The following is a 24,016-nucleotide window of genomic DNA, read 5'->3' on the forward strand; positions in this document are numbered from 1 at the left end:
AAACGGAAAAGGAGAACTGACATGAGCGACGACAAGAAAAATTATCGAACAACCGAGACTCAAGCTTTGAAGTGCGATTTGCTTGCCATTAACGCAGCTACTTGCCACGACGGCAAGTACGTCCTCCTGACAGTTCGAATGAACCCGAATTCGTTTAAGGTCACAGAGATCCTGATTCCGTTAGCTCAGGCTCAAGAGCGACTTCAAATTGACTTGGCTGATCTTTTGGAGCGGTCGCCAGTTTTCAAAGAGGTGTAATCGACAACAGCAACAGTGGAAACGGCCAATTCAACCCGAAGGAAAACACATGGACCGCAGAGCGTTTGTAGCGAAGTCGATCGCAGCATCTTGTGCAACGTTGGCTCCACTGGGCTCTCTTGTCGCCAGTGAACCAAATGTAATCAGCCAAGGTGAAGTCGCCTTCGATCACGCAGAGGAGCTTCTTCGATCCAACGCTAAGCTGCCCCGGTGCCGACAGTTGATTAAAGAGACTGAGCAGGAAATATCTGCACTGGGAGATTGGGGTGCGACAGCGTGTTTCTGCGGTATCTGGAATGAAGACCCGAGTGTTCGGATTCTCTCGATCAACTGTTGCCTGACCAAAGCCGTCCACGTACATCTCGTGCAGTATGTCGATCTTCTTCCAGATATTCTTGATCACGACGATCTCAGCATTCGTCGCTGTGGACCGAATTTGCTCTGGAAGATGGAGAGTAAAGCTCATTCGGCAATCCCAAAACTCAAACAGAAACTCTCTGATCCTGAAACAGATCCGTTCGATCGGATCTTGTTGGCGAAGGCAATCGCAATCATTCAGCCGTCGCTCAGAAAGTACGCCGCCGACTATGTTGCGAGGACAGTCCACGATCCTGAGAATGTTGAGTTTGCAAAGATTGTCTTGGCCGAGTTGCGTTGTGAAAGACCTTATCTCGGGCTGTGGACCAACCCTGTACCCGAACCGATTTCCGACCTCGCTGTTCCGTCAGCCTGAACAGAAAGAGCCAATTATCAAGATCGACAGGTCGGCTGGAGATGACGAGTCAGTGAGATGGCAATCATGAATGTGAACCAATCCCTGAATGGATGTGTCGGTGATATACGCTCGGAATGTGAACCGCTCGGCAAGTTTCGGGGTGTAAAATCGATTGCCATGCGTTTCCCCTGACATTCTCTAAAAGTGTGAGCCGTTCGTGAAAGTGCCATTGTTTCAGGTCGATGCCTTCGCCGATCGCAGGTTCTCGGGGAATCCAGCGGCAGTCTGCCTGCTTGATGATGAAGCGGACTCTGAGTGGATGCAGTCGATTGCATCGGAAATGAATCTGTCCGAGACGGCCTTTGTTCGTCGAGTTAAAGACGAATTTCAGCTTCGGTGGTTTACCCCGGCGTATGAGGTTGATTTGTGCGGCCATGCGACTTTGGCGTCGGCACACATTCTCTGGGCCGAAGGCGGGGTTAAAGCGAATGAGCCGATCCACTTTCAAACTCGAAGTGGTGTTCTGACCTGCAAGCAGGACGGCGACCTCATCGAACTCAACTTTCCGGCGACACCACCAGCACAGACTGAACCGCCACCGAGATTATTGGAAGCTCTTGGCGTCAACACCTCCGAGTACATTGGGCAATCACCTTTCGACCAGTTTGTCGTGGTCAGTTCGGAAGAGATCGTCCGGTCGCTGCAACCTGACTTTGGAAAGCTCGCTGAGATTCCGATGCGGGGCGTCATCGTCACCGCCGTTTCTGACGATCCGCAGTTTGATTTCGTCTCTCGCTTCTTCGCACCTTCTGCTGGCGTGAATGAAGATCCGGTGACAGGCTCGGCTCACTGTTGCCTTGGGCCGTTTTGGCAGAAACGTCTCGGGAAATCTGAGATGATGGCTTATCAGGCATCCAAGCGAGGCGGTGCAGTGCGAGTTCGCATTGACGGCGATAGAGTTCTCCTTGGTGGCAAGGCTGTCACGGTTCTAAAGGGAGAACTGGTTTGAAGTCGTTGTTTTTGATCGGCGCACAATAATGCCCAACGTAGTACACGTCCGACGATATCGACCAACGGACGCTGAATCTCTCGTTGCGATGTGGCACGAAGTTCTACCGTCGTCTCAACCGTGGAATGATCCCCAGACCGCTTTGGCTCGAAAGGTGCGTCAGCAGGACGATTTGATTTTCGTTGCCGAAAAGAAGGCTGAAGTGGTTGGAGCGGTAATTGCTGGATACGACGGTGTTCGTGGCTGGATCTATGGCCTCGCTGTCATGCCAAACCACAGGAAAGGTGGAATCGGTCGTCTGCTCATTCGAGAAGCGGAAGCAGCGTTGCAGGCACTCGGATGTCCGAAGGTCAATCTTCAAGTCCGTTCCACGAACTCAGAAGTGCTGGAGTTCTATCGTCGTTGCGGCTATGAGTTGGAAGACAGGTCGAGCCTTGGCCGAGTCTTGTCATCTGTGCCGAATGACCAAACGCCACAATCCAATTCGCAATGCCACGAACTGTAACCTGCATGTATACGCCCTCCCAATTCTCTGAGAACAATCTTGAACGTCTGCACGACTTCATCGAAGAACACAGTTTCGCCACTGTCATCACCACCGATGAAGTCGAACCGATTGCCTCACACCTTCCGCTTTTGCTGAACCGATCTGTTGGCACGCATGGTCAGTTGATCGGACACCTTGCCAAAGCGAATCCGCAGTGGCAGTCAGCGGAAGGAAAAATCACCTTGAGCATCTTTCACGGACCACATGCTTATATTTCACCGACTTGGTACGAGGTGCAGAATGCCGTGCCAACTTGGAATTATGTAGCCGTGCATGTTTACGGCAAATGGAAGCTGGAGGAGAACAGGGGAAGCAAAGCTGACATTATTCGGCGATACGTCGAAACCTACGAATCGGCAATGCCGAAACCATGGTCGGCGGAGCAAACGGAAGAAGGATTTGTCGATCACCTACTGGATGGGATTGTCTGCTTCACGATTGACATTGAGCGGATTGAAGGCAAATGGAAACTGAATCAAAATCATGAACCTGAGAGACGGCGACGAGTCATTCAGGCATTGCTGAAGTCAGGGAACGCACGGGATATTGAAGTCGCCAATCTCATGCGACAAACGCTTTCAGATTCAGACGTTACCGATGACAAATCCACAGGAGTCAGCCATGAATAAGACCAACTGGAACGCTAGTTTGTACGACGAGAAGCATTCCTTCGTTTGGAAACTCGCCTCTTCAGTTGTCGAATTGCTCGCACCGAAAACCGGTGAACGAATTCTCGATGTCGGATGTGGTACAGGGCAACTGACCGCTCAGATTGCCGAGAGCGGAGCACACGCCATAGGCTTCGATAACTCCACAGCGATGATCGATGAAGCCTGCCAACTATTTCCACAGATCACGTTTCAGGAAGCGGATGCTCACGACTTCCATTGCCCGGAACCATTTGACGCAGTGTTCTCGAATGCAGCCTTGCACTGGATTATCGATCCTGACCGAGTTGCTGCCTGTGTTGCTCGGGCCTTGAAGCCCAACGGTCGTCTGGTGGTCGAATTCGGTGGAGACGGGAATGTCAGCCATCTGGCTAACGCCATCGAATCGGCATTCGAGGCCGTCGTCGGACGTTCACTTCAGCACCCGTGGTACTTCCCCAACATCGCTGGGTTCTCGACAGTGTTGGAGTCACACGGGATCGAGGTTACACATGCGGCGATGATTGACCGGCCAACACGGTTGGAGGGCGACGACGGTCTTCGGAATTGGGTCAGGATGTTCGGCAACCATTGGCTTGGCGAAATTCCCAGTGACCAACACAACGATTTCTTCGAGGCGGTCGAGAGATTTGCAGATCCCAATCTACAATCTGACGGTACGTGGTTCGCTGACTATCGCCGAATCCGAGTCGTCGGGAGAAAAATCTCATGAAAGAGTACCTACAAGCGACAGATGTGATTGATTGGAAGACCGATGCTATTCGGAAGCTTTCTGATGAATTGCGGGACAAATCGGAAGCTGACACTGATCTCGCCCGACGCACCTTTGAGTGGGTTCGAGACAACATTCAGCACAGTCTTGATTACCAGCGATCTGAATTGACGTGCCGAGCATCCGACGTTCGTTCGATTGGAACGGGCTACTGCTACGCCAAGAGCCATCTTCTGGCGGCTCTGCTGCGAGCCAACGACATTCCTGCTGGCTTCTGTTACCAACGACTGACGCTCGACGGCGACAAGCCTCCGTTTTGCCTGCACGGGTTGAATGCCGTGTATCTGCAAGAGCACGGCTGGTATCGAATCGACGCTCGTGGAAACAAGGCAGGTGTTGATGCACAGTTCACACCACCGATTGACCAACTTGCGTTCTCAACGAACGTCGATGGTGAATTTGACTTCCCGGAAATCTGGTCCGAGCCGTTGCCAATCGTAGTCGAGTCGCTTCAGAACGCATCATCAGTCCAAGAACTGGCTGTGTGCTTACCTGATTTGTTTGCGCAGCAGATGGCCGACCTGCGAAAACACCGTTGCTTTGAACTGCTTTGAGAATTGAAGCACGGGGCGATTTCCGATTGATCGATACATCATTCTAAGTAAACGATAAGTCTCTTTAGGAACGACAGACAAATGTCAAAAGCACCCGACAATCCCTCTGGACCATTTGATCCTGTCGAGACGTTCGATGAAGTGAAGAAAACAGAACTCATTGAGATCGTGAAGCAGGCACCAGCACGACTGCGAGAAGCTGTTGTAGCGTTGACGGATTCTCAACTCGAAACGCTCTATCGAAATTGGACGATTCGGCAGATCGCACACCACATCGCCGACAGTCATTTGCACAGCATCATTCGTTTCAAGTGGGCACTTACCGAGGACAATCCGATCATCAAAGCCTACGAGGAAGGCGACTGGGTTCGACTCAGTGATGCTAAGTCGGGCAACGTTGAACCATCGCTGCTCTTGCTTGATGGCTTACATGCCAAGTGGGTACAGGTTTTAGAATCGATGACAGAAGAACAATTTGGCCGAACATTCCGTCACCCCCAGTCGGGCAAGACAGTGGACCTTTGGTTTGCACTCAACAACTATGCGTGGCATGGGCGACACCACACGGCACAGATTCTTTGGCTCCGAGATCAAAACGGTTGGTGATGAGACAGATTTAGTTCCGAGAACCGAACGACGTTCTGACGCAGGCCGTGCTCGATCTATACTGAGCCGACGAGTGGTCGTCATCTTTCCATCCTGATGAGTACACACATGAACGATCACACCAACATCGCTTCCGTATTGGTGAATAGTGCTGCGGCGTCTTTTCGAGCGAACAAAGGCTGGGCTGACAAGGCGATTGCTCAATTGATCGACGAAAAGCTGCATGTCACCCTCGATGAGAACACCAACAGCATTGCTGTCATCATGAAGCACGTAGGCGGTAACCTGAAATCTCGATGGACTGATTTCCTGACGACTGATGGCGAGAAGGAATGGAGGAATCGAGACAATGAATTTGTCGATTCATTTTCGGGTCGGCAACAAGTGGTTGATCACTGGGAGGAGGGATGGACAAGCCTCTTTCAAACATTGGCTGCACTCCGACCAGAAGACTTGTCAAAGTCAGTCACGATCCGAGGGGAAGCGCACTCAGTGCCGCTGGCAATTCACCGTTCGCTGGCTCACTGTGCCTACCACATCGGCCAGATCATCATGGTCGCCCGAATTCTCGCCGGTGACGAATGGCAAACGATCACAATCCCCCGAGGCGAGTCAGCAAGCTATAACGAGAATGTTTGGGTCAAAGAGCACGATCAACCATCAAACGATGGGAAAACCGAATGATGACACAGTTGAAACTCTTGGTCCTGAAAACCCTTCAGGCAGACACGCTCCGAGACTTCTACACACGACTTGGTTTCTCTTTTGTCGAAGAGCAACACGGTAACGGTCCAGTTCACTACTCGGCTCCACTCGGCGATGGGATTCTCGAACTCTATCCATTGCCCGAGGGGACTGAGGCGGATTCATCGACTCGTCTTGGATTTGGCGTTGCCGACCTGCCCGCTGTCATTGAAGAACTTGGCGATCTCACCGAAGTGAGTGGTCCGAAAACAACGCCGTGGGGACTGCGTGCTGTCGTCAAAGACCCGGATGGTCGGTCGGTTGAACTTTACGGCGAAGTAGCGGAATGACGAAGAGGAAGACGCATCTCGACGAGGATAATCAGCGAACCTTTTGACGCCGCCGCCTGTCCGAGTCAGAAATACAATTGCAAACAATCAAACAGTGGCGACGAAATAGGTTCGCTATCGGAGAGGAAAGGAAATGGCACGATCACTTGACGTGATTCTGGTCGTCGATTTGGAATCGACCTGCTGGGAAGGCTCGCCGCCGCCCGGACAAACAAGCGAGATCATTGAGATAGGGCTTCGCACCGTTGATCTCAAAACGTTGACTCGAACCGAGAAACGCAGCTTTCTCGTGAAGCCCGTTCTGTCGGAGATCAGTGAATTCTGCACAGAACTCACGACGCTTACACCGGACATGTTGACTGATGCCGGAAGTCTTGCAGATGCCGTCAAAGTTCTGAAGAAAGAATACGGGTCAAAGGACCGACTCTGGGCGAGTTGGGGCGACTACGACCGTCGCCAGTTCGAGAGAGTCTGCAAGGACCTGAACGTCGGTTATCCATTCGGCCCAAGTCATCTGAATGTGAAGTCCTTGTTCGCCGCTGCCATGGGCTCCGGTCACGAACTCGGTTTGGACGGGGCCTACAAGCAACTCGGTCTTGAACTTGAAGGCACGCATCACCGAGGTGACGATGACGCTTGGAATATTGCTCAAATTCTATGTCGCCTCCTGAAGACGATGAGGAGCGATGACGATGAATGACCAAGGCAAGTTGCGAATCGACACTGCAAGCTACTCAGAGCAGGTGCTGCGGTGGCCGGAAAGTGGTCGGCACATTCTCGCTCAGCACGACGACGACACAATCCTTGTCTATCAAGCGTATCGACCGGCGATTGGACTGTTTGCTGCGCAACATGGCTACTTTGGTGGCGACTTCAAGTACACCCGCATGAGTTGGATTAAACCAAACTTCCTGTGGATGATGTATCGCAGCGATTGGGGACGCTCCGAGGGGCAGGAAGTGATTCTTGCTATTCGACTGCGGCGAACATTCTTTGATTCGCTTTTGCAGCAGACCGTTCCATCATCATTCACCTCGGCGTTGTATTCTGATCACGACGAATGGAAGGCCGCTGTTGGCCGGTCAAATGTGCGTCTGCAATGGGACCCGGATCACACTCCAACGGGCCACAAGTGTGAACGTCGAGCAATTCAGCTTGGCTTACGTGGTGAGACGCTCGAAGCCTATGGCAAACATGAGGCTCTTGAAATCATCAATGTCAGTGACTTTGTTGCTGAACAGCGAGAACACATCGGCAGTTGGAAGTCTGGCACGCTCGTCACACCGGCTGAACGAGTTTACGTTCCTGCCGACTGCAACATTGCTGATCATCTTGGGCTCAATGTTCAGTCTTGAAAGGTTGGTGCGCAGACTCGCCCCATAAAGTGAATCTGCTGTGTTCTTCGATCACGGATCAAGAAGATAAATGGATGATCGGCGATAAACTCTTTCGGCGGTTCCGGTTCCCGAGCACTGCCTCCCCTCATAACAATCGCTGTCGCTGCTGCTGCTTCGGTGCCCTTCTCGTTCACTTTGACAAACGCCTTGTGGATGACTGAGCCAATAAAAAGTCCTTCTGGATTGTCCGACATTCCTGAGAAATCGGCCTTATCAACAATGAATGGCTTCTTCATGCCTAACGACTGAAGAGTTTCATTCAGGAAGTGAGTCGATTCCATGCCGAATTTCGGTAATTGAATCGATACCCTGCTCGGTTGGAGCATCATCCATTCTTGGATCTTTGTTGTGAGGTGCTTTTCGATGTGTGCGACACCATCGACCTTCCGTGGCAAGAAAATCGTCATGGCAAAATCACTACCTCCATCGGGGACCTCCACCGGTTCTTGCCCCTCAATATCTCCGTGCTTCACAGTTTTCCATTCGATCATGTGAGACTTGTACGGCATTTCAAGAACTTGCAGATCGTCAAACTCACCGTATTGGAAGAAGCCGCTTTGCCGCATCATTCTTGTCGGGTGAGTCTGGCCCGGCGTCACATTGAAGTTGGCGTCAACTGTTGCTTGTTCCTTGAATTCGTTCTCCCAGCTACCGAGAAAGTAGATGGCGTTGGCAAGGACGAGGCGAGTTAATTCATTGAACGAATCGGGCGGAACCAAGTTTGTGATTCTCTGAGCAGTTTGTTCCGCCACCCAATCGTTAATTTCTATTCTCATCGCTTCTGCGGCATGGACAAAATCTGCTTCCGCCAAACATGCCCCGTACTTTCGTTCCGTGATCTGCAAGAATTCAGATAGAAAGTGATAATCACGTTGTCCCCACAAGCGATTTGCGATTCGGAACTCAACACCGCCTGTTTTCGTCTCCTGCTGCAATTTTCGTAGCGATTGGTGCAATCGATCCGAAGGCAATGAAAAATGCATCGCCTCCGCTATTTCTTTTGCCGTATCTCCTCTGGCACCTGCGTAGGTCATCGCAAGAGCGAGGGAGATACTGCTGGGAGAGAAGAACAGATCACCATTCACCGCCGTTGCCAACTTGGAATAGAGATCGACTGCGAACTGGTTGTTCGCCTGCACCACTTGCTGGACATCAGACGTGATCTCACCTGTTTTGTCGTTCATGCTTGCTCCTCCAAAGATTCGCCCCTTAGCACCTTCGTCATTCGTTCTCGCACATCATCATCCGGCTCGATTTTTTCGGCGGCTCGCAAGGTTTCAAACGGTGCGCCATCTCGATGGTCGGCCTGCCACTCTGTAAGGGCAGCGACGGCCATGTTTCGGTTGCGCACGACGGGACTCTTGAGACCGGCTTCAATAAATACGGCTCCCTGCCCCGGAAATCGTGGAAGTTCCTGAAGCAAGTAGTCGAGGCAGGAGTGACTTTCGTATTCCGGTCCTAATCCGAGTTCGTCACTCGGCCCAGTCGCAATCGCAGCCAAGTCGATTGCACTTTCGGCAGCCTGCAACACCTGTGCAAACCGTTGTTCATCGACATGCCACACAACATAAAACCATCGCCCTGAGTCTGTTGGCTTGGCCTGCCATCGCCGCCAATGATGCTCCCAAGTTTCGAGACCGAGAGCCTTCGCTGCTTGGTTCGCTTGATGAAACTCAAGCTCATCGTCACTGAGCAAGGCTTCGCTCACTTTCTCGTTCCATACGTCTTGATTCAGAATCGCAGCACACGACTCAAGCAAGGCTGATCGACGTTCTGTCGTCCAACCTCTTTCTGAACGGGAGTCCCAGTCAGCATCAGCGTCTGACAGGTACTCTTTGATTGCATTGATGTGAAGGAAGTCAGAAATGGAGTCGGCGGCACTGCTGATGTGGCCCAGAAACATCTCCGTAACTACCGCACCGTCGTCGTAATCGTCGATGCACTCGGCGGGACCACCTGCGATCAATGCTTGAAGAATTTCTCCTGATGAAGTTAGCAATTCTCGATCAACTTGGTCCTCGCTAAGCGCTGCGATGAGCCCACCAGCCGATGCACAAGTGTAAGCGAGGTACTCGTACATTACGCTGTTTCGGTAGCCTTCACGCAGAAGCCAATTTTTAATCTCAGCATCATCGGTCTGCGCAAGACGTTCCACGACGTGAATGCGGCCCCAACCATCGACATTTTTTGCCAATTCCCAGAGAGAACGGTCAGGATTTTCACTAGCGTTCGCCAATGCGACAGCACAGAACAAAGTGAACTCATCGTGACGCCCCAAGGTTTGGAAGAGTTCTTCGTTTTCAGCCTGCCCAAACAGACCAAGGATTGCAATGCCGAACTTAACCGGTTCTCGGTCAGTGGCCTCTGTCACAAATGAGTACGTCAACTCGTAAAGTCGTTGGTGATCGATTTGGTCTTCGCTGGTGACTGCTTCGATCACATGATCGATGATCGAGACCGTGTTCTCCTCCACGATTTCTCGGTAGAGCACTGCCTTGTTTGCCGCCGTGGGTTGGGCGCAATACTCCATCACAAGCTTGACCGTCTTCTGCACTTGCTCGTTCGGATCACCGGTTCCCATGTGGTGAGTTGCCACTCCGTCCATCGCACCCGCCGCCCAGCGAATCCGTGAGCCAGCATTCACACGCTCATCATCCGGCAGAGTTTCACCACCTTCAGACAGTCCACTCGCAGACGGATCAATGTGAGAGCGTACATGATCGTAGATCGATGGCCGCTCATCCCACGGCACCGAATCCGGTTGATCGTCGTTCTGTTCCTTGCTTCCAAACATCTTGCTGAATATCCCCATTGTGTTCCCCTCTTTAATTCGTTTCCTGCACACGCAGTTTGTCACGGATTTCCATCAAGATTCGCCCGAGCATATTTCTTCCACTGCCGTCGCCGCCGTCTCCCCAGTAAGCGTCGTTCGTCGTGTGCTCGACGAGTTTTGCTTGACCGGTCGCCAGCAGCAGTTCTCGAAGGTCGTCATGCTGAGAGAACTTTGCCATGACTGCACCTCGCATCACGTTGTCTTTGATCGACTCCCAATCACGCCGCAGCTTCTTCTTGCGATCCCGTCCCAGTCTGGCGGCGATCATTGGCGTCTTTGCCTTTCGCACCTCTTCCCGATGACCTGCATCTTGGAACTTCTGCCCCTGAAAGTAGTGCTCGGATGTCGGCCAGCGTTTCCCTTTCAGTTTGATGGAGTACGCAGCGAAATTTGAGAATTCGCCATATTCGTCGCTCACGCTGTAAAAGTTGATGACGCTTTGATCTGTCATAGCTGAGTCCCCGTGCTTCGTTTCGCTGTAAGTGTATTCCTGTCAGAGACAAATTTGCATCGGGGAGGTTCGGGCGACGTGAACCATCGTCAACGATTCGTGTCGTAAACTGTCATCACCGTCCCCGCCTCAGCAATGGGCGACGGTTCTTTAGCAGCAGACCCATAATACCGAGGGCGAAGAGTTCAACACGCAATCTATTCGCCCGTTCGATCCCCGACCGTTGCTGGTTCTCGATGTCGATGAGACATTGTTACACGCCTCAGATGATCCTCCCAAGCGGACCGCCGATTTTCGGTGTGGTCCCTACTTCGTATTACGAAGGCCACATTTGCGGGAGTTTTTGTTGAAGTGCGCTGGCCCGTTTCAGTTGGCGGTGTGGTCGTCTTCGAGTCCTGACTATTTGCACGCCGTCTTGGCTCAGGCCGTCCCGCCTGAAGTTCGATTGGTTTTCGTTTGGAGTCGTGAACGCTGTGTTCGTCGATTTGACCCTGAGTTGCAGGAACACTACTTCGTCAAGGACTTGAGAAAGGTCAAGCGGATCGGCTTTGATCTTGCACGAGTCTTGATCGTCGATGACACACCCAAGAAGCTCGAACGCAACTATGGCAACGCCGTTTACGTGAAACCGTTCCTTGGCGATTCGGACGATGACGAATTGCCTTGGCTTGCAGCGTATTTGCGAACGATGGTAACGGCTGATAATGTTCGACAGATCGAGAAACGAGGCTGGCGAAGTTCACTTACTACGGGGCCACGAAAGTGAACCGTCAATATCGATACGTCGGACCAGCGGAAATCGCTGCTCGTGTTCAAAGCGACTGCGGTGGAACAGTCATCGATTCAGTCGAAAAACTGAGAGACTCTCTCTGCTTAATGGATTGCTACCAAAGCGGAGAGAGTCTCACGGTGACCTTTGTTGTTGGAACAGACGGCATACTCCGAATCGCCGACCGACGATCTGAACACGTAGTCTGTGCGAGAGGCGAAGATGTCCTTAGTGCGGGTGAAATGTCAATCGGAACCGTTGGAGACGAGATCATTGTCGAACGTGTGACGAATCAATCAACTGGATACTGCCCAGAACCGGAGTCATGGGCAGTGGTTGCCAGTTCGCTGGATCGAATTTCAGTCGAGCATCCTGACTGCTTCGACCCGGAATCCGTTTTCCGCCGTTGCCCTACCTGCTCGCAGATCAACATCGTCAAGGATCAGTGGTTCGTCTGCGGAGTCTGTCAGTCCGCCCTTCCTGCTTCGTGGAATTTTGAGTGACTTTCCCGACGCTGTGTGTGAACCTTCTTTCCAGCAAAGCGTCATCTTAGAAACTCGAAATCTGACGGAACCTTCGCTATGCCACATACGAATCAACAACATTCTGAACAACGGACATTTTTGATGGCGTAATCCGGCACTAGCTTATTGAGACTCAACTCAAGCCCGCACGGTGCAGGTCAACCGTGTGGGCTTTTTTCGTTGATTCAGAAATCAAGTGTGCGTGATGGAAGCTGTTGTATTTGCTGGTCTGCAAGGTTCAGGAAAGTCTTCGTTCTTCAAGGAGCGGTTCTTTGCGACTCACGTGCGGATCAGCCTCGACCTTTTGCGAACTCGAAATCGAGAGAATCGCATCTTTGAGGTTTGCTTAGAGACGCAGCAGAAGTTTGTGATCGACAACACGAATCCCACTTGCGACGAAAGGGTCAAGTACATCGGTAAGTCACGGGATTCAGGATTTCAAGTAATTGGCTACTACTTTCGCTCAAAGGTGGACGACTGTTTGAGAAGGAACGAGGGACGGGCTGATCGAGTGCCAGAGGTAGCGATACTCTCGACGGCAAAGAAACTAGAGCTTCCAAGGTTGGAAGAGGGCTTCGACGAATTGTGGTACGTGCGAATTGAAGACAACGGGTTTGTGGTCGAGGAATGGAAAAATGAAGTTTGACGATCTCGACAAGAAAATGCGGGTCTACGAAACCGCCGCTGATCTGTGCGTGCTGCCGGGCATGTTCATGGTTGCTCGCATCGACGGTCGCAGTTTCACCCGATTGACGAAGGAAGTCTGTCAGTTTGAAGCCCCGTTCGATGTTCGATTCCGTGACCTGATGGTGGCAACAACCGAGTCGCTAATGAACTGTGGATTCAAAGTGCTTTACGCCTACACCGAGAGTGATGAAATCTCACTTCTCTTCGGACCTGATGAGCGAGTGTTTGGCCGTAAGCTCCGCAAGTACAATTCAACGCTGGCCGGTGAGGCGAGTGCCCAGTTCTCAGTGCGTCTGGGGAAAGCTGCGGCGTTCGACTGTCGAATTTCGCAACTGCCAAGCGTTGAATTGGTCGTTGATTACTTCCGCTGGCGCAATGAGGACGCTGCCCGAAACGCCTTGAACTCATGGTGCTACTGGACGCTACGAAAGCAAGGGCTCAAAGAACAAGAAGCAACCAAGCGACTTCTTGGGAAATCGGTGAGCCAAAAGAACGAAATGCTTTTTCAGTTTGGGATCAACTTCAACGAAATCCCTCGTTGGCAAAAGCGTGGTGTCGGCCTTTACTGGGAAAACTACGACAAGGCTTCAATCAACCCAATAACAAATACCGAGACGGTTGCTCGCAGAAAACGTATCCAGACGAACTATGACCTTCCGATGAAGAGCGATTACGGCGTTTTCGTCGAATCGATTGTTTCACAATCTCGAACAGCAGGAGCGGCATGATGGGTGCCTCACACGGCGACTTTGTTAAGTACCCTCGCACTCCGCATCTGTTCGGATCGAAGGGGACAGCGGACGACAAACATTTAGGCGAAGCGGAATCGAACGATTTCATTGCTGACGAATCCTTGATCGTTGAAGAGAAGATCGACGGAACAAACGTCGGCATCCATTTCTCTGATGACGGTGAAATCGTTCTGCAATGCCGAGGCCACTTGATCACTGAGGGAATGCATCCACAGTACGACTTGTTCAAGCAATGGGCTGTGGTCAAACGAAATGTCTTGGAAGAGCGGCTCGAACAACGTTACATCCTGTTTGGCGAATGGGTCTACGCCCGTCATTCGATCTTCTATCGTCAGCTATCACACTACTTCTTCGAGTTCGACATCTACGACAAAGAGGCGGAAGCGTTTCTCGATCTCCAGCAACGATTGAGTCTGCTTGAAGACACAGGGATTGAAACCGTTCCAGTTCTGCACACGGGCGTCCTGAAGCGAAAAGAGATGGAAACGCTTATTGGTCCGTCGCAATTTGACAGTCAGTTTGAAAACCCCGAAACCAATGGGACGGACAACTTGATGGAAGGTCTCTATTTCAGGACGGAAGCGGAGGGATCGGTGACTGGGCGAGCTAAGTTCGTTCGTCCAGAATTTGTCGAGAAGATCAAGCAGAGCACCCACTGGCAGCAGCAGGTGATGGTGCCCAATGAGCTTGCTGATGATGTGGATATTTGGTCATGAATTGGAAGCAACTCAAAATCGCATCGCTTGACGAGATCACGGCATGGGCTGAAACCCAGCCGTGGTGTCGAGCGATGACGGATTGCGCACAGGATACCGAGTGGCATTCGGAGGGAGATGTCTGGACACACACAAAGATGGTTTGTGAACAGCTTACGCAGTTAGAGGAATGGCCTGAACTATCCGCTCACGACAAAACGGCGCTGGTCTTCACAGCACTGTTCCATGACGCTGCCAAACCGCTGACCTCTCGGGTCGATCCCGATACAGGACGCATTACTTCGCCAAACCATGCCGTGAAGGGTGAGCATCTCGTTCGTGGAGTCCTGCGTGATCTGGGATGCGATCTGGAAACTCGTGAGCAGATTGCACGACTCGTCCGATACCACGGTCGGCCAGCCTTCTTGCTGGAACGCACCGAGCCGATTCATGAAGTTGTGCGGCTTTCGTGGCTTGTCGAGAACCGATTGCTCTATTTGTTTGCTCTGGCGGACACTCGTGGGCGAAACACCGAATCGATGACTCGCCCTGAAGAGAATCTGAATTATTGGAAGCTGCTCTCGGAAGAGTCGGCCTGCTACGACAAGCAGTATTCATTTGCCAACGCCCATGCTCGATTTCTATTCTTCCGTCAGCGTGAGCCAAATTTGCACTATGTGCCACACGAAGAGTTTTCTTGTCAGGTAACAGTGATGGTCGGCCTACCCGGAAGCGGCAAGGATACGTGGTTATCTCGAAACCGCAGTGACCTACCTGTCGTTGCCTTGGACGATATTCGTGGCGAACTTGATGTCGATCCGACCGACAATCAAGGCCAAGTTGTGCAATTGGCTCGTGAGCGATGCCGTGAGCACCTTCGAGCCGGAACGTCGTTTGCGTTCAATGCGACAAACACGATGAAGCAGACCCGTGGGCGATGGATCGACCTGTGCGCCGACTACAACGCTCGCATCGAACTGGTCTACGTGGAACCGCTATTCAAAGACTTGCTCAAGCAGAACAAGAGCCGTCAGAACCCAGTTCCCGAGCAAGTCATCAAGAAGCTGGCTGCAAAGTGCGAGCCGCCAACATGGATTGAAGGTCACTCCGTGATCTTCTCGACAGGAGAATCGGAATGAACCCAGAAACCGGTTTGAAACAGGTGGCAGTCAAGCAAGTGATTGTCATGCGACACGATTTGAAGATGCGTCGTGGCAAGCAAATCGCACAGGGTGCTCACGCTTCCATGTCTTTTCTGTGTCGCCGGTTGCAGGAAAATGAGTCAATTTCAGTCGAGGACTTCTCGAAGATTCAGAGGACATGGCTCACAGGATCATTCGCAAAGGTGTGTTGTCGAGTGAACAGCGAGGAAGAACTATTCGAGATTCATGACAAAGCTCAAGAAGCTGGCCTCGAAGTGCATCTAATCACGGACAGCGGAAAAACAGAATTTCACGGCCAGCCGACCAATACCTGCTTGGCAATTGGCCCTGATGAGACAGAGAAGATTGACAAAATCACGGGTCATCTTCAACTGCTTTGATCTTGCTTGGGAATGAGAGAAATACACGAATGAAAATTCACGACTTCACAAGACTTGGTGACATCGAAGCGGTTCGCAGGGAACTGGCAAATGGCACTCCTGTTGATTCCAGAGACGAGCGTGACTTCACGCCCTTGGCCTATGCAGCCAGTAGCTCAGATGATGATGAGTCCATCATGACGCTACTTATCGATTCAGGAGCAGATGTGAACGCTGCCGTTGGAGAATCGAAAGAGTTTCCGCTCGGAATAGCAGCTTGCTCGGGAAGCATCAGGAAAGTCCAGTTGCTCGCAGATGCTGGGGCCAACGTCAAATTCGTGACAGAAAGCGGATACACGGTTCTCATCAACATCATGTACAAGTTGTTCGATGACGAGCGATTGGTTCCTATGATCAACTTATTGGTCAGACTTGGTGCCGAGACTGATTGCGAAACCAGACATGGTGAGTCGCCACTGATCGTGTCTTCACGCTTCGGTCGTTTCGACGCTGTAAATGCGTTGCTCGACGCAGGGGCTGATCCGTCACCGCTCCAGTGGACGAAGCTAATGCAGGCGATTGCTCTCGGAACCATCGATGAGGTCCAGACGCTGCTTTCGGAGAAGGACATTCGGCTTGATGAGCGTGATCGCTGGGAACGAACACCGTGGCTGCTGGCTTGTGTGACCGGAGACATTGCCAAGGCAAAACTGATTCTTGAAGCTGGGGCCGATCTCAAGGACCGAGAACGCATGGGTTCGGCTGCACTGGCAGTCAGTGCCGGGAAAGGCAATGTTGAAATGCTCTCGTGGCTATTAGATGTTGGGGCTGATGTTGAAGCGGTTGATGGCGCAGACAATACAGCCCTAATGCTCGCCGCACAGGCAGGTGAGACGGAGAGCGTTCGATTGCTACTCGAAGCTGGTGCCGTCTCCAACGGTAAGAACGAGTACGATGAAAGCACGATATCACTGGCTTCATCTGAAGGCGTAATGCGTCTGCTTGTCGGAGCCGGGGCGGACATCTCCGAAATCAGCACCGAGCTAAAACGAACACTGCTTGGATTGCAAAGCGTCGAATCGCTGAACGTCACGAAGAAGGAATACAAGTCAGGTTGTCGCCCAAGGTTTGGCAAGTCAAACCCAGAAATGATGGACATTCCGTTTTGGGATGACATGGTGCGAGCAGGGATCTCTGCGTATCAGGCGAAAGACCAATTCAACGACGTTAAGAATATGTCGCAGGCAACATGGTGCTTCAGTCGGTTCGGCGTCTCGTTCACCGAGCTTCCTGACGGACGGTTCGTCCAGATCGGTGGTGAACATGAAGACTTTTACGATCCCGATTTTTGCATCTACAACGACGTGCTCATTCATGAGCAAGATGGACAGTTTCAGATCATGGGCTATCCCGAGAAAGTGTTTTCTCCGACCGACTTTCACTCAGCGACGTATCTGAACGGGTTCATCTATGTCGTTGGCGGATTGGGCTACAGCGGTTCACGGCAATTCGGAACAACGCCGATCTACCGATTGAACTGCGGAACGTGGAAGATTGAGTCAGTCGCATCAACTGGAGACAAGCCCGGCTGGATCTACGGACACAAAGCTCGCTTCGAGGATTCGGGCTTGCTCGTGATTTCTGGTGGAAAAATCTGTCTTGAAGTGAAAGGTGAAGAGGAGCACGTGGATAATGAAAACGTGTTCACTCTGGATCTGTCGAGCAGGGTCTGGACTCGTGCTTGATCCTGCCTATGCACTTGATCCAATACACTGCCGTCAAAATTTGGCGGTGGCGATTTTTCGATCGGCGAATTGGTTGACGAATTTGACTCTTCTCCCACTAAACACTGCCGTCCAGACAACAACTTTTGCAACGACCCTTTCGATCTGCCGAAATTCTGGCGGCGGCGATTTTCGCAAGTCGATTTGTTTGGATCGATCAGCGCAGGCAGCGATCGAAGAAAGTTCTTCGATAACAAAGAGCCTCATGGCGTAGTGTCTCCCGAGGGTACGGCGGGGACTTTCTCCACCAACTTTTCGATAAAAGTTGTTGAGTTGTTCGTTTTGCAACTGGAACTCGAAAAGACCAAGCCAATCAAGCAATCGGTTCGACTTCTCGAAGCACACGATAAATCGTCGGTCGTGACAGCCCTGTCACACGTGCAATCTGTGTGATCTTTCGGCCCGCTGCTTTCATCTCGTGGATCGCATTCACTTGATCGTCCGTCACTTTCCAGCGCCAGCCCTTATCGCTGCCGCCCCACGTCTTTCCTCGTTTACGTGCGGCTGATTGACCGGCTGCAACTCGCTCGGCTCTGATCTCCGTCTCGTATTCAGCAACGCTCGCCAGAATGCGTGCGTGCAAGCGACCGGCTGGTGATGCCAAGCTAAACCCATCCTTCATGCTGACCAGATCGACACCACGTTCGTGAAGTTCATCGAACAGTTGGCAAAGTCCCTTCGTTGTTCGGCCAAGACGATCGAGTCTCCAGACAACGATGCGATCGAGCTTGCCTGCACGCAAGGCTTCCATCATCTTGTCCATGCCGGGCCGACTCATCGTTCGTCCCGTGAAAGAGTCCTTGAAGTAGATCACTGGCTCGCCGTGGGCTGCGGCCCATCGTTCAAGATCAGGCATCTGGCTACGGTGATCCTGCTGCTTGCTACTTACCCGAACGTAGATCGCTGTCTTCTTGGTCATGTTTTCAACTCCACTGACTGATGAACTCAGCGATGTAGTTGGTGTCCGTTACTGTAAACTGTCATTTTTATTCGACCCGTTACAGTTCCGTTCTCACGATTCACCGGCGATTGGATCGAATTCGAGCCGATTTCAGAACACTACTGACACTTTACAGAATCGATCGTCAGCTTCCGTTGATACAATGCGGTCTGTCTCTGGGAGCCGTCCAATGACCCGACCGAAAAAACTGCTGTGGTTACCGATTAGTATCGTCCTGATACTCGGTGGTCTCACGCTGCTGACTGGCTCGCCGATTCCGATGTGGCATTTCGAAAAGCTCGAAAGGCCAATCGCCGTCAGGTCTGCAACGCCGACGCATTTGATTCTGCAAAATGGTCGTGAGATTACGTTGCCATTGATTGTTGAGTTGCCCAATGACAACCCATTGTTTCAGGCAGCGCTTGCCGATGGCATCGAGATCCAAGAAGACGGCTCAGCCATCGGACTGATTTGGTTGGATCGAAATTGTGGTAATGATCCCGTTGTGTGGCGGACGATGCGAGTGAATCTCGGTGAACTTGCCGGTGCGTTGCACCCAGCCGGAATCGACAGTTCGGTCGTTCATCCAGATGCGATAGCGTGGCTGGCGGAATACAAGCGGATCGAATACATCCCATCAAGTCGCAGCCATAAGAAGAATCACTTGACGCTCTGGGACTGCATCGCCATGCGAGGAGTCCGGGAACAGTTTGAGCATTCGGCCAAAATTGCGCATGCGGACAGTCCATAGATTCAGCTTCGACGGGTCGTTGGATTAGCCGGTGTCCGTGGGAAAGAAATGGGCGTCATCCGTGACGCCCGAGCCAACAACACTGCTCACTCTGGAGACCACGAGAAATACAGGCGTGGCTGATGTTGGAACACGGGAGTAGGCGGTGTCCGTCAGTATTCCTCTGGTAGTAATATGCAAGTCGAGGATCGGTCGGCCTCGGTGATGACGTAGAGCTTCTCACCCTTGGCGGTGTGATAGACGCTCAGGATTCTCTCGCCGTCTTCTAATGCCTGTTCATTGGCTGCTGCGTCATCTTCGCAAACGTCTCCCCAAGATCCCTGCTGATGATTGCGAAGAAACTTAGCGGCGGTCTCCGACGACTCGGCCAACTTCTCCAGTGCTCCCGGTGTGGCGACAACTCGGCCAAGATCAAACTTTGGCTCATTTGGTTTCATTGGTGCGATCAATCCTGAGTTCCTTTACTGTTTCGCTGATTGCATTCACGGCGAGCTTCACGCCGCCGTCGTTTTTTGCTGACACGTTTGTAGGTTTCGGTTCTCTCTGAGCGGCCCCGACCATTTCGGGAGCCGCCCATGCCTCGCTTCAGTTTCATCTGGCCTCCTCGTGTTGATGTAGCTGGTGTCCGCTACCAGTCTTCGCCGCCGTAGTAGCCGAAGTGCTCGTCAGCTTGCTCGAAATCTTCCAGTTCCTGCTGAGCCAGCGTCTCATCCCACGGTTCGTCGGCGGGATATTCTTCGACGGCTTGTTCATCGAGAATTTCCCCATAGCCGCCGTTGATGTGGTCTTCCATGAATTGGTCCAGCAAGTCGTCCATCGTTTTCTCCAGTGTGAAAGTATTGTTTACACCGATGTAGTTGGTGTCCCTCAATCACATTCGCACTCGAATTCAGTCGGTGCCACGTTTTCATCAGTGATGCAACCGCCTGAGTAGCGGCAAGGGAATGGTGTGGCTGAAACTTCCTGTCCATAAATCATGATGTGGTCAAGATCCAGCACTTGCCCAGATGGGCCGTAGTGACACGATTCAGGGTCGTAGTCACTCAGGTACTCGTCTTCGACAACGATGTGGTGCCCGTGTTTCTCGTCGTCGGCCAGTTCGTCGATGGCATCTGACATGCTGTCGGCTTCGACAACGAGGTAGAGCGACGAGTACGATCCGCCTATTTCGATCAGCCACGTCTTGCCGAACCAGCCACCGGGATTGATAACCGAAATGTCGGAGAGTTCTTGGCCGTGGAAATTGGCACTGGCTTTGACTTGGCACATTCTTGATTCCAGCTAGAGGGTGTTGTTTACACTTTCCTAGCCGGTGTCCGTCACGCTTAGTGAACGGGCGGAATGCGAAGCCGTCGTGGCTAATTCATGAACGATATCCCAAGAGCAATGAACGCTCATTGGCTCCAGATCGTCGATACATTTTGGCGGCGACAGGCTGGAGCCTTGCAGATAGAAACCGCACTACAACTTTTGGAATGGTGCCAAACATCGCTCAGACAATGGCAGGCTGACTGAACCAAAGAACCGAAGGATCTTGGTAAATTCGTCCCCCGAAGGGGGCGAATTGTTGGCCTGCCAGTGAGCGAGCGTCAGCGAGTGAACAAAGGCCAACAGTACCCGACGTGCAGAAATGCTTGGTAACTGAAGCGACTGAAACTGATCGGCCAGAATGGATGCTGACGAGAGGGCAGATAGAGGTCTGACTGCTTCAGAGCGAGAGCGAAAATTTGCGCAGATCTCGCCCGAAAAACAAAAACGCCTAACTAAAAGTTTAGTTTAGTAATACTTAGTCCTATGAAGGTTAAGTCAAAGTCAGCGTTCGCTACGCTCACTTGCCTTTGACAAATGGACGGCTTCGCCGTCCAATTTACTTTAATTTCTAGGACTTTTTCTGAGTGTCGCTTTGGCGGCGCAGCGACCCCACGCCGGAACGTGGGAAAAAAATTCGGCGGCGTCCAGCAATGATTTTGATGACGGTGTTTTGCTGGCTTTCACCCATCACACCGGAGAAAGGCGATCATAGATCACGTTAGCAGGCAGTACGTCGTCACCGGACCCGCTCACTTCTCGTATCCCCTGATATTATGCCGCAGGGCTGATCGCCGAAAAGACTCGGCACGGCTTTCCCATGTTTTTTGCTACGTCGGGACAACGCCAAAGTAAATTTGCTGTAACTGTGTCGGGAGCTTACCGGAAACTGCGTTATCCGGCAAACATTTTATCATAGTGTCAGCTTTCAATTTTTGGCTCGAAAGTTGGAACATTGTTTTAGCTGGTGTCCGCCAGAATTAAAGAACCGACGAAAGATAACATTTGCTCTTTAGACTACTTCCTGAATTCGCCTGACTCGTTGACCTGCCAGACTTCACCTGATTCGACATCGAGTGCTGTTAGCCAGCCACCGTCACAGACTCCCGTATCGAGGCAGATCAGGAATTCCAAGTCGAGGATCTCTGACTGTGGTGTATGTCCAACCACGACTGTTTTGCCTGAGCAATGCCGTGTTGGTGGCACGTAGTCTCGGATCGAAAGCCAGCGAATTGTCTTGTCGTCCAGCTTTTCAAGGGGCACATCGGGTTTGTAGTTGGCATGGAGGAAAATGTGCGTGTCGTTTTCAAAATACGAATGGCACTCTCTGAGAAACCGAAAATGAGCAGACGGAATCAGATCAAGCTGACTGGTCGATCCATAGGAATCTAGCGCAGCATCGCCGCCGCAATTCAGCCAGAACTGAAAGTCTGAGCGCCCATCTTTTGCGTGGAGCATCATTTGGTCGTGATTGCCCAGAATTGGGACCAAGCGGCAGCGGTCGCCTAGTTTCATCAACTGATCGAGGACTCCCTTTGAATCGATTCCTCGGTCAACATAATCGCCCAGCGGAATGATCGTATCTTCGGGTTGCGGATCAATGACGTTGATCAATGATTCAAGAGCGATTGAACACCCATGAATGTCGCCGATTGCGATGGTTCTGATCATTCGGTTTGCTTCCCACTTTTCAAATGTTGGCCTGAACGTTGTCACATCAGTTTAGCCGGTGTCCGTCAGATCGGAATCACCTCGTATTCGGCAGAGTCGCCACGTTGAATTTGATCGACGGCCCCAAATGCCGCCATCTCACGTTCGGTGGTGATACGGCACAGGCTGTTAAGCTTGCTGACAAACGCAAGGTTCACTGGGTGGTTGTTTAGGACATCACCACGAACGCCTTCCTTGCTCATCGCCAGCAAGTGGCGATGCCATGCCCCAACCACAGCGGTCAGATTCACTGCGGACTGAACAGCGTTGGCGTCACTGGCCGCACGTTGCTGAACGGCGTTACTTCCATCTGCGATTGCTTTGGTTGCCTGCATCTTGTTCTCCAGCTTGAGGTATCGCTGAGACCCCGTTGTCTCAGTGAGTCTGTAACCGGTGTCCGTTAGCTTCCGCTCCTATTCCGGTTTAGTGCCCGGTAGAACGTTGCCCTCGACTTCTTCGTTTTGTCGCAGAAGTATCGTTGTTGATCACTCACCGAATCAGGAAACTTATCTTGAGCTTCCAAAAGCAGTCGCTCTTGCTGCTCGTGGTTGCTCAAGCGTTTCGTTGCCGAGACTGGTCGCCCGAGGTTTTGCATTTGAGCAAGCACAACAGGACGCCAGTCAGTGCCGTTCTCGCTGCAAAATTTGTAAATGCGAATTGCTGGTGTCAGAAGACGCATTGAAAGCTGTTTTTCATCGCCGTGTTCCTCGATGAAATCTACGATCTCTTCGGCGGCTTCTGATGGGCAACCGGGATAGCCGTTCTCTGTCATCGCTCGGAATTGTTCGATGATTTCGGCATTGCTCAAATCCATTCGGTAGACCAAACACCGTGAAACTACGGCATCGAAAATCGGGCACTTCTTGGGCACTTTGTTTGCACAAAAGATGAACCGAGAAGTTGTCTCGAAACGTCCCGGAAGGTCCGAGGGCAAGGTGCTGCTGTTGTAGGTCACCAACCGATTCGGTTGTCCAAACAACGCACTGCGGAGAATGCCCAAGGCTGGACCGGATTTGTACAGTTCATCGCAATCGTCGATGTAAATCACTTTGTCGTTTTGCGAGTTCTGGTACAGGACTCGGTAAAGCTGAAGCGGAGTGCAGTGGCTATTGTAGGTTTCTACATCCTGTCCCTCGTCACGGAGAACGTTGGTGATCGTTCGTGATTTGCCCGTGCCGCCCTGCGAAATCACGAACAGAGCGTGGTACTGGCTCTGGGCGATCATCCGAACCATGTTCGCCAGATGGCCTTGCTTCTCTTCGACTCGTGTTTGGGGGCGTTCGACTTGCATTTCAAGCTCTCTCTGGAGACGTTGATTTGGAGCCAACTCCAAAAGTTGGAGTTGGAATTCACTGACAGTGATGTAGTTGGTGTCCGTTATTCGAGCCACACCTTGTGGAAACCTTCACGGTCGATCCAATAACCGAAACCGCCGTTGTCGCACGTGTTGTTCTGCTCGATCAGTTCAAAGGCTCTATCCGCCAGCACATCATTGGGCAGTTCTTCGATTCGGCTTCGCTCAGCATCGGCTGCACGCTTGGCGTGCTCAATTTCACCCTTCTCGTAAACCGCCTCGAACTTGTCGTCAGTGATCGCTGCGATAAGGTTTTCACGATTCCAGTCGTCGAGCTTCTCACGAATCTCTGACCAGCCTTCTGCTGTGATTGAAACTTCCCACGCCATCGTCGGCTCCCGTTCCAAAAGTTGGAGTTGTTTGCTTCTGATGGCGT

At 51.8% G+C, this 24,016-nt stretch carries 31 protein-coding genes; 19 read left to right on the forward strand and 12 right to left on the reverse strand.

The features are described from left to right. Positions 1-21: 21 nt before the first annotated feature. Positions 22-258, forward strand: coding sequence for a hypothetical protein (locus Poly59_RS18200; protein ID WP_146535548.1), 237 nt, complete (start codon positions 22-24; stop codon positions 256-258). Here Poly59_RS18200 and Poly59_RS29655 read toward each other — a convergent pair. Continuing rightward, positions 245-724, reverse strand: coding sequence for a hypothetical protein (locus Poly59_RS29655; protein ID WP_186776366.1), 480 nt, complete (start codon positions 722-724; stop codon positions 245-247). The two genes, Poly59_RS18200 and Poly59_RS29655, sit on opposite strands and share 14 nt — an antisense overlap. Before the next feature lie 466 nt (positions 725-1,190). Here Poly59_RS29655 and Poly59_RS18210 point away from each other — a divergent pair, with 466 nt between their 5' ends. The 10 genes from Poly59_RS18210 to Poly59_RS18255 all read left to right on the forward strand — a co-directional run bounded on the left by Poly59_RS18210 (position 1,191) and on the right by Poly59_RS18255 (position 7,518). Continuing rightward, positions 1,191-1,982, forward strand: coding sequence for a PhzF family phenazine biosynthesis protein (locus Poly59_RS18210; RefSeq protein ID WP_146535550.1), 792 nt, complete (start codon positions 1,191-1,193; stop codon positions 1,980-1,982). A 28-nt stretch (positions 1,983-2,010) separates the two neighbouring features. Next, positions 2,011-2,487 (forward strand): GNAT family acetyltransferase, encoded by a 477-nt coding sequence (locus Poly59_RS18215; protein WP_146535551.1) that lies wholly within the window; start codon positions 2,011-2,013, stop codon positions 2,485-2,487. 5 nt (positions 2,488-2,492) lie between these two features. Beyond that, complete coding sequence (locus tag Poly59_RS18220; protein ID WP_146535552.1) at positions 2,493-3,158, forward strand: FMN-binding negative transcriptional regulator; 666 nt, start codon at positions 2,493-2,495, stop codon at positions 3,156-3,158. Continuing rightward, the gene (locus Poly59_RS18225) at positions 3,151-3,909 is read left to right on the forward strand and encodes a class I SAM-dependent methyltransferase (RefSeq protein ID WP_146535553.1); all 759 of its coding nucleotides are present in this window, start codon (positions 3,151-3,153) and stop codon (positions 3,907-3,909) included. The genes Poly59_RS18220 and Poly59_RS18225 overlap by 8 nt, the downstream gene beginning before the upstream one ends. Then, positions 3,906-4,523: a transglutaminase-like domain-containing protein gene (locus Poly59_RS18230; RefSeq protein ID WP_146535554.1), complete on the forward strand. Its 618-nt coding sequence runs from the start codon at positions 3,906-3,908 to the stop codon at positions 4,521-4,523. Before Poly59_RS18225 ends, Poly59_RS18230 begins: the two co-directional genes overlap by 4 nt. 81 nt (positions 4,524-4,604) lie before the next feature. Then, complete coding sequence (locus tag Poly59_RS18235) at positions 4,605-5,129, forward strand: YfiT family bacillithiol transferase (RefSeq protein ID WP_146535555.1); 525 nt, start codon at positions 4,605-4,607, stop codon at positions 5,127-5,129. Positions 5,130-5,237: 108 nt separating this feature from the next. Continuing rightward, a complete protein-coding gene (locus Poly59_RS18240; RefSeq protein WP_146535556.1) occupies positions 5,238-5,813 on the forward strand; it encodes a DinB family protein in 576 nt (191 codons plus the stop codon). Further along, positions 5,810-6,163, forward strand: a complete 354-nt coding sequence (locus tag Poly59_RS18245; RefSeq protein WP_146535557.1) for a VOC family protein — start codon at positions 5,810-5,812, stop codon at positions 6,161-6,163. The genes Poly59_RS18240 and Poly59_RS18245 overlap by 4 nt, the downstream gene beginning before the upstream one ends. Positions 6,164-6,296: 133 nt before the next feature. Beyond that, positions 6,297-6,863, forward strand: a complete 567-nt coding sequence (locus Poly59_RS18250; protein ID WP_146535558.1) for a 3'-5' exonuclease — start codon at positions 6,297-6,299, stop codon at positions 6,861-6,863. Further along, complete coding sequence (locus tag Poly59_RS18255) at positions 6,856-7,518, forward strand: DUF4291 domain-containing protein (RefSeq protein WP_146536082.1); 663 nt, start codon at positions 6,856-6,858, stop codon at positions 7,516-7,518. Before Poly59_RS18250 ends, Poly59_RS18255 begins: the two co-directional genes overlap by 8 nt. Here Poly59_RS18255 and Poly59_RS18260 read toward each other — a convergent pair. The 3 genes from Poly59_RS18260 to Poly59_RS18270 are packed head-to-tail and all read right to left on the reverse strand — an operon-like array spanning position 7,509 to position 10,844. Continuing rightward, positions 7,509-8,744 carry a serpin family protein gene (locus tag Poly59_RS18260; RefSeq protein ID WP_146535559.1) on the reverse strand — a complete coding sequence of 412 codons (1,236 nt, stop codon included), beginning with the start codon at positions 8,742-8,744 and terminating at the stop codon, positions 7,509-7,511. The two genes, Poly59_RS18255 and Poly59_RS18260, sit on opposite strands and share 10 nt — an antisense overlap. Further along, a complete protein-coding gene (locus Poly59_RS18265) occupies positions 8,741-10,372 on the reverse strand; it encodes a hypothetical protein (RefSeq protein WP_186776367.1) in 1,632 nt (543 codons plus the stop codon). The genes Poly59_RS18260 and Poly59_RS18265 overlap by 4 nt, the downstream gene beginning before the upstream one ends. Before the next feature lie 13 nt (positions 10,373-10,385). Next, positions 10,386-10,844, reverse strand: coding sequence for an NADAR family protein (locus Poly59_RS18270; RefSeq protein ID WP_146535561.1), 459 nt, complete (start codon positions 10,842-10,844; stop codon positions 10,386-10,388). A gap of 223 nt (positions 10,845-11,067) precedes the next feature. Here Poly59_RS18270 and Poly59_RS18275 point away from each other — a divergent pair, with 223 nt between their 5' ends. From Poly59_RS18275 to Poly59_RS18310, 7 genes are all read left to right on the forward strand, one after another. Next, positions 11,068-11,610, forward strand: coding sequence for an HAD family hydrolase (locus Poly59_RS18275; RefSeq protein ID WP_261343505.1), 543 nt, complete (start codon positions 11,068-11,070; stop codon positions 11,608-11,610). A 732-nt stretch (positions 11,611-12,342) separates the two neighbouring features. After that, a complete protein-coding gene (locus Poly59_RS18285; RefSeq protein WP_146535564.1) occupies positions 12,343-12,783 on the forward strand; it encodes a bifunctional polynucleotide phosphatase/kinase family protein in 441 nt (146 codons plus the stop codon). Next, positions 12,773-13,552 carry a tRNA(His) guanylyltransferase Thg1 family protein gene (locus tag Poly59_RS18290; protein ID WP_146535565.1) on the forward strand — a complete coding sequence of 260 codons (780 nt, stop codon included), beginning with the start codon at positions 12,773-12,775 and terminating at the stop codon, positions 13,550-13,552. Before Poly59_RS18285 ends, Poly59_RS18290 begins: the two co-directional genes overlap by 11 nt. Beyond that, positions 13,552-14,292, forward strand: a complete 741-nt coding sequence (locus tag Poly59_RS18295) for an RNA ligase family protein (RefSeq protein ID WP_146536083.1) — start codon at positions 13,552-13,554, stop codon at positions 14,290-14,292. The genes Poly59_RS18290 and Poly59_RS18295 overlap by 1 nt, the downstream gene beginning before the upstream one ends. Next, positions 14,289-15,410: an AAA family ATPase gene (locus Poly59_RS18300; protein ID WP_146535566.1), complete on the forward strand. Its 1,122-nt coding sequence runs from the start codon at positions 14,289-14,291 to the stop codon at positions 15,408-15,410. Before Poly59_RS18295 ends, Poly59_RS18300 begins: the two co-directional genes overlap by 4 nt. Next, on the forward strand, positions 15,407-15,814 hold the full coding sequence (gene pth2 / locus Poly59_RS18305; protein WP_146535567.1) for an aminoacyl-tRNA hydrolase: 408 nt from the start codon (positions 15,407-15,409) through the stop codon (positions 15,812-15,814). Before Poly59_RS18300 ends, pth2 begins: the two co-directional genes overlap by 4 nt. Before the next feature lie 29 nt (positions 15,815-15,843). Continuing rightward, positions 15,844-17,538, forward strand: coding sequence for an ankyrin repeat domain-containing protein (locus Poly59_RS18310; RefSeq protein ID WP_146535568.1), 1,695 nt, complete (start codon positions 15,844-15,846; stop codon positions 17,536-17,538). A 352-nt stretch (positions 17,539-17,890) separates the two neighbouring features. Here the strand turns inward: Poly59_RS18310 and Poly59_RS18315 are convergent, their stop codons facing one another. Then, a complete protein-coding gene (locus tag Poly59_RS18315) occupies positions 17,891-18,496 on the reverse strand; it encodes a recombinase family protein (RefSeq protein WP_146535569.1) in 606 nt (201 codons plus the stop codon). 211 nt (positions 18,497-18,707) lie between these two features. On the opposite strand from Poly59_RS18315, the gene Poly59_RS18320 reads away from it, so the two are divergent. Continuing rightward, positions 18,708-19,268: a hypothetical protein gene (locus Poly59_RS18320; RefSeq protein WP_146535570.1), complete on the forward strand. Its 561-nt coding sequence runs from the start codon at positions 18,708-18,710 to the stop codon at positions 19,266-19,268. Positions 19,269-19,420: 152 nt separating this feature from the next. Here the strand turns inward: Poly59_RS18320 and Poly59_RS18325 are convergent, their stop codons facing one another. The 7 genes from Poly59_RS18325 to Poly59_RS18355 form a co-directional block, all read right to left on the reverse strand. Beyond that, on the reverse strand, positions 19,421-19,705 hold the full coding sequence (locus Poly59_RS18325; RefSeq protein ID WP_146535571.1) for a hypothetical protein: 285 nt from the start codon (positions 19,703-19,705) through the stop codon (positions 19,421-19,423). 191 nt (positions 19,706-19,896) lie between these two features. Continuing rightward, positions 19,897-20,085 (reverse strand): hypothetical protein, encoded by a 189-nt coding sequence (locus Poly59_RS18330; RefSeq protein ID WP_146535572.1) that lies wholly within the window; start codon positions 20,083-20,085, stop codon positions 19,897-19,899. A gap of 50 nt (positions 20,086-20,135) precedes the next feature. Beyond that, positions 20,136-20,537 (reverse strand): hypothetical protein, encoded by a 402-nt coding sequence (locus tag Poly59_RS18335; protein WP_146535573.1) that lies wholly within the window; start codon positions 20,535-20,537, stop codon positions 20,136-20,138. Positions 20,538-21,593: 1,056 nt separating this feature from the next. After that, positions 21,594-22,247, reverse strand: coding sequence for a metallophosphoesterase family protein (locus Poly59_RS18340; protein ID WP_146535574.1), 654 nt, complete (start codon positions 22,245-22,247; stop codon positions 21,594-21,596). A gap of 65 nt (positions 22,248-22,312) precedes the next feature. Then, positions 22,313-22,621, reverse strand: coding sequence for a hypothetical protein (locus Poly59_RS18345; RefSeq protein ID WP_146535575.1), 309 nt, complete (start codon positions 22,619-22,621; stop codon positions 22,313-22,315). A 65-nt stretch (positions 22,622-22,686) separates the two neighbouring features. Next, complete coding sequence (locus tag Poly59_RS18350) at positions 22,687-23,577, reverse strand: replication factor C small subunit (RefSeq protein WP_146535576.1); 891 nt, start codon at positions 23,575-23,577, stop codon at positions 22,687-22,689. Positions 23,578-23,663: 86 nt separating this feature from the next. Further along, complete coding sequence (locus Poly59_RS18355; protein ID WP_146535577.1) at positions 23,664-23,969, reverse strand: hypothetical protein; 306 nt, start codon at positions 23,967-23,969, stop codon at positions 23,664-23,666. Positions 23,970-24,016 lie beyond the last annotated feature (47 nt).

This window comes from Rubripirellula reticaptiva, assembly GCF_007860175.1.
Taxonomy (GTDB): Bacteria; Planctomycetota; Planctomycetia; order Pirellulales; family Pirellulaceae; genus Rubripirellula; species Rubripirellula reticaptiva.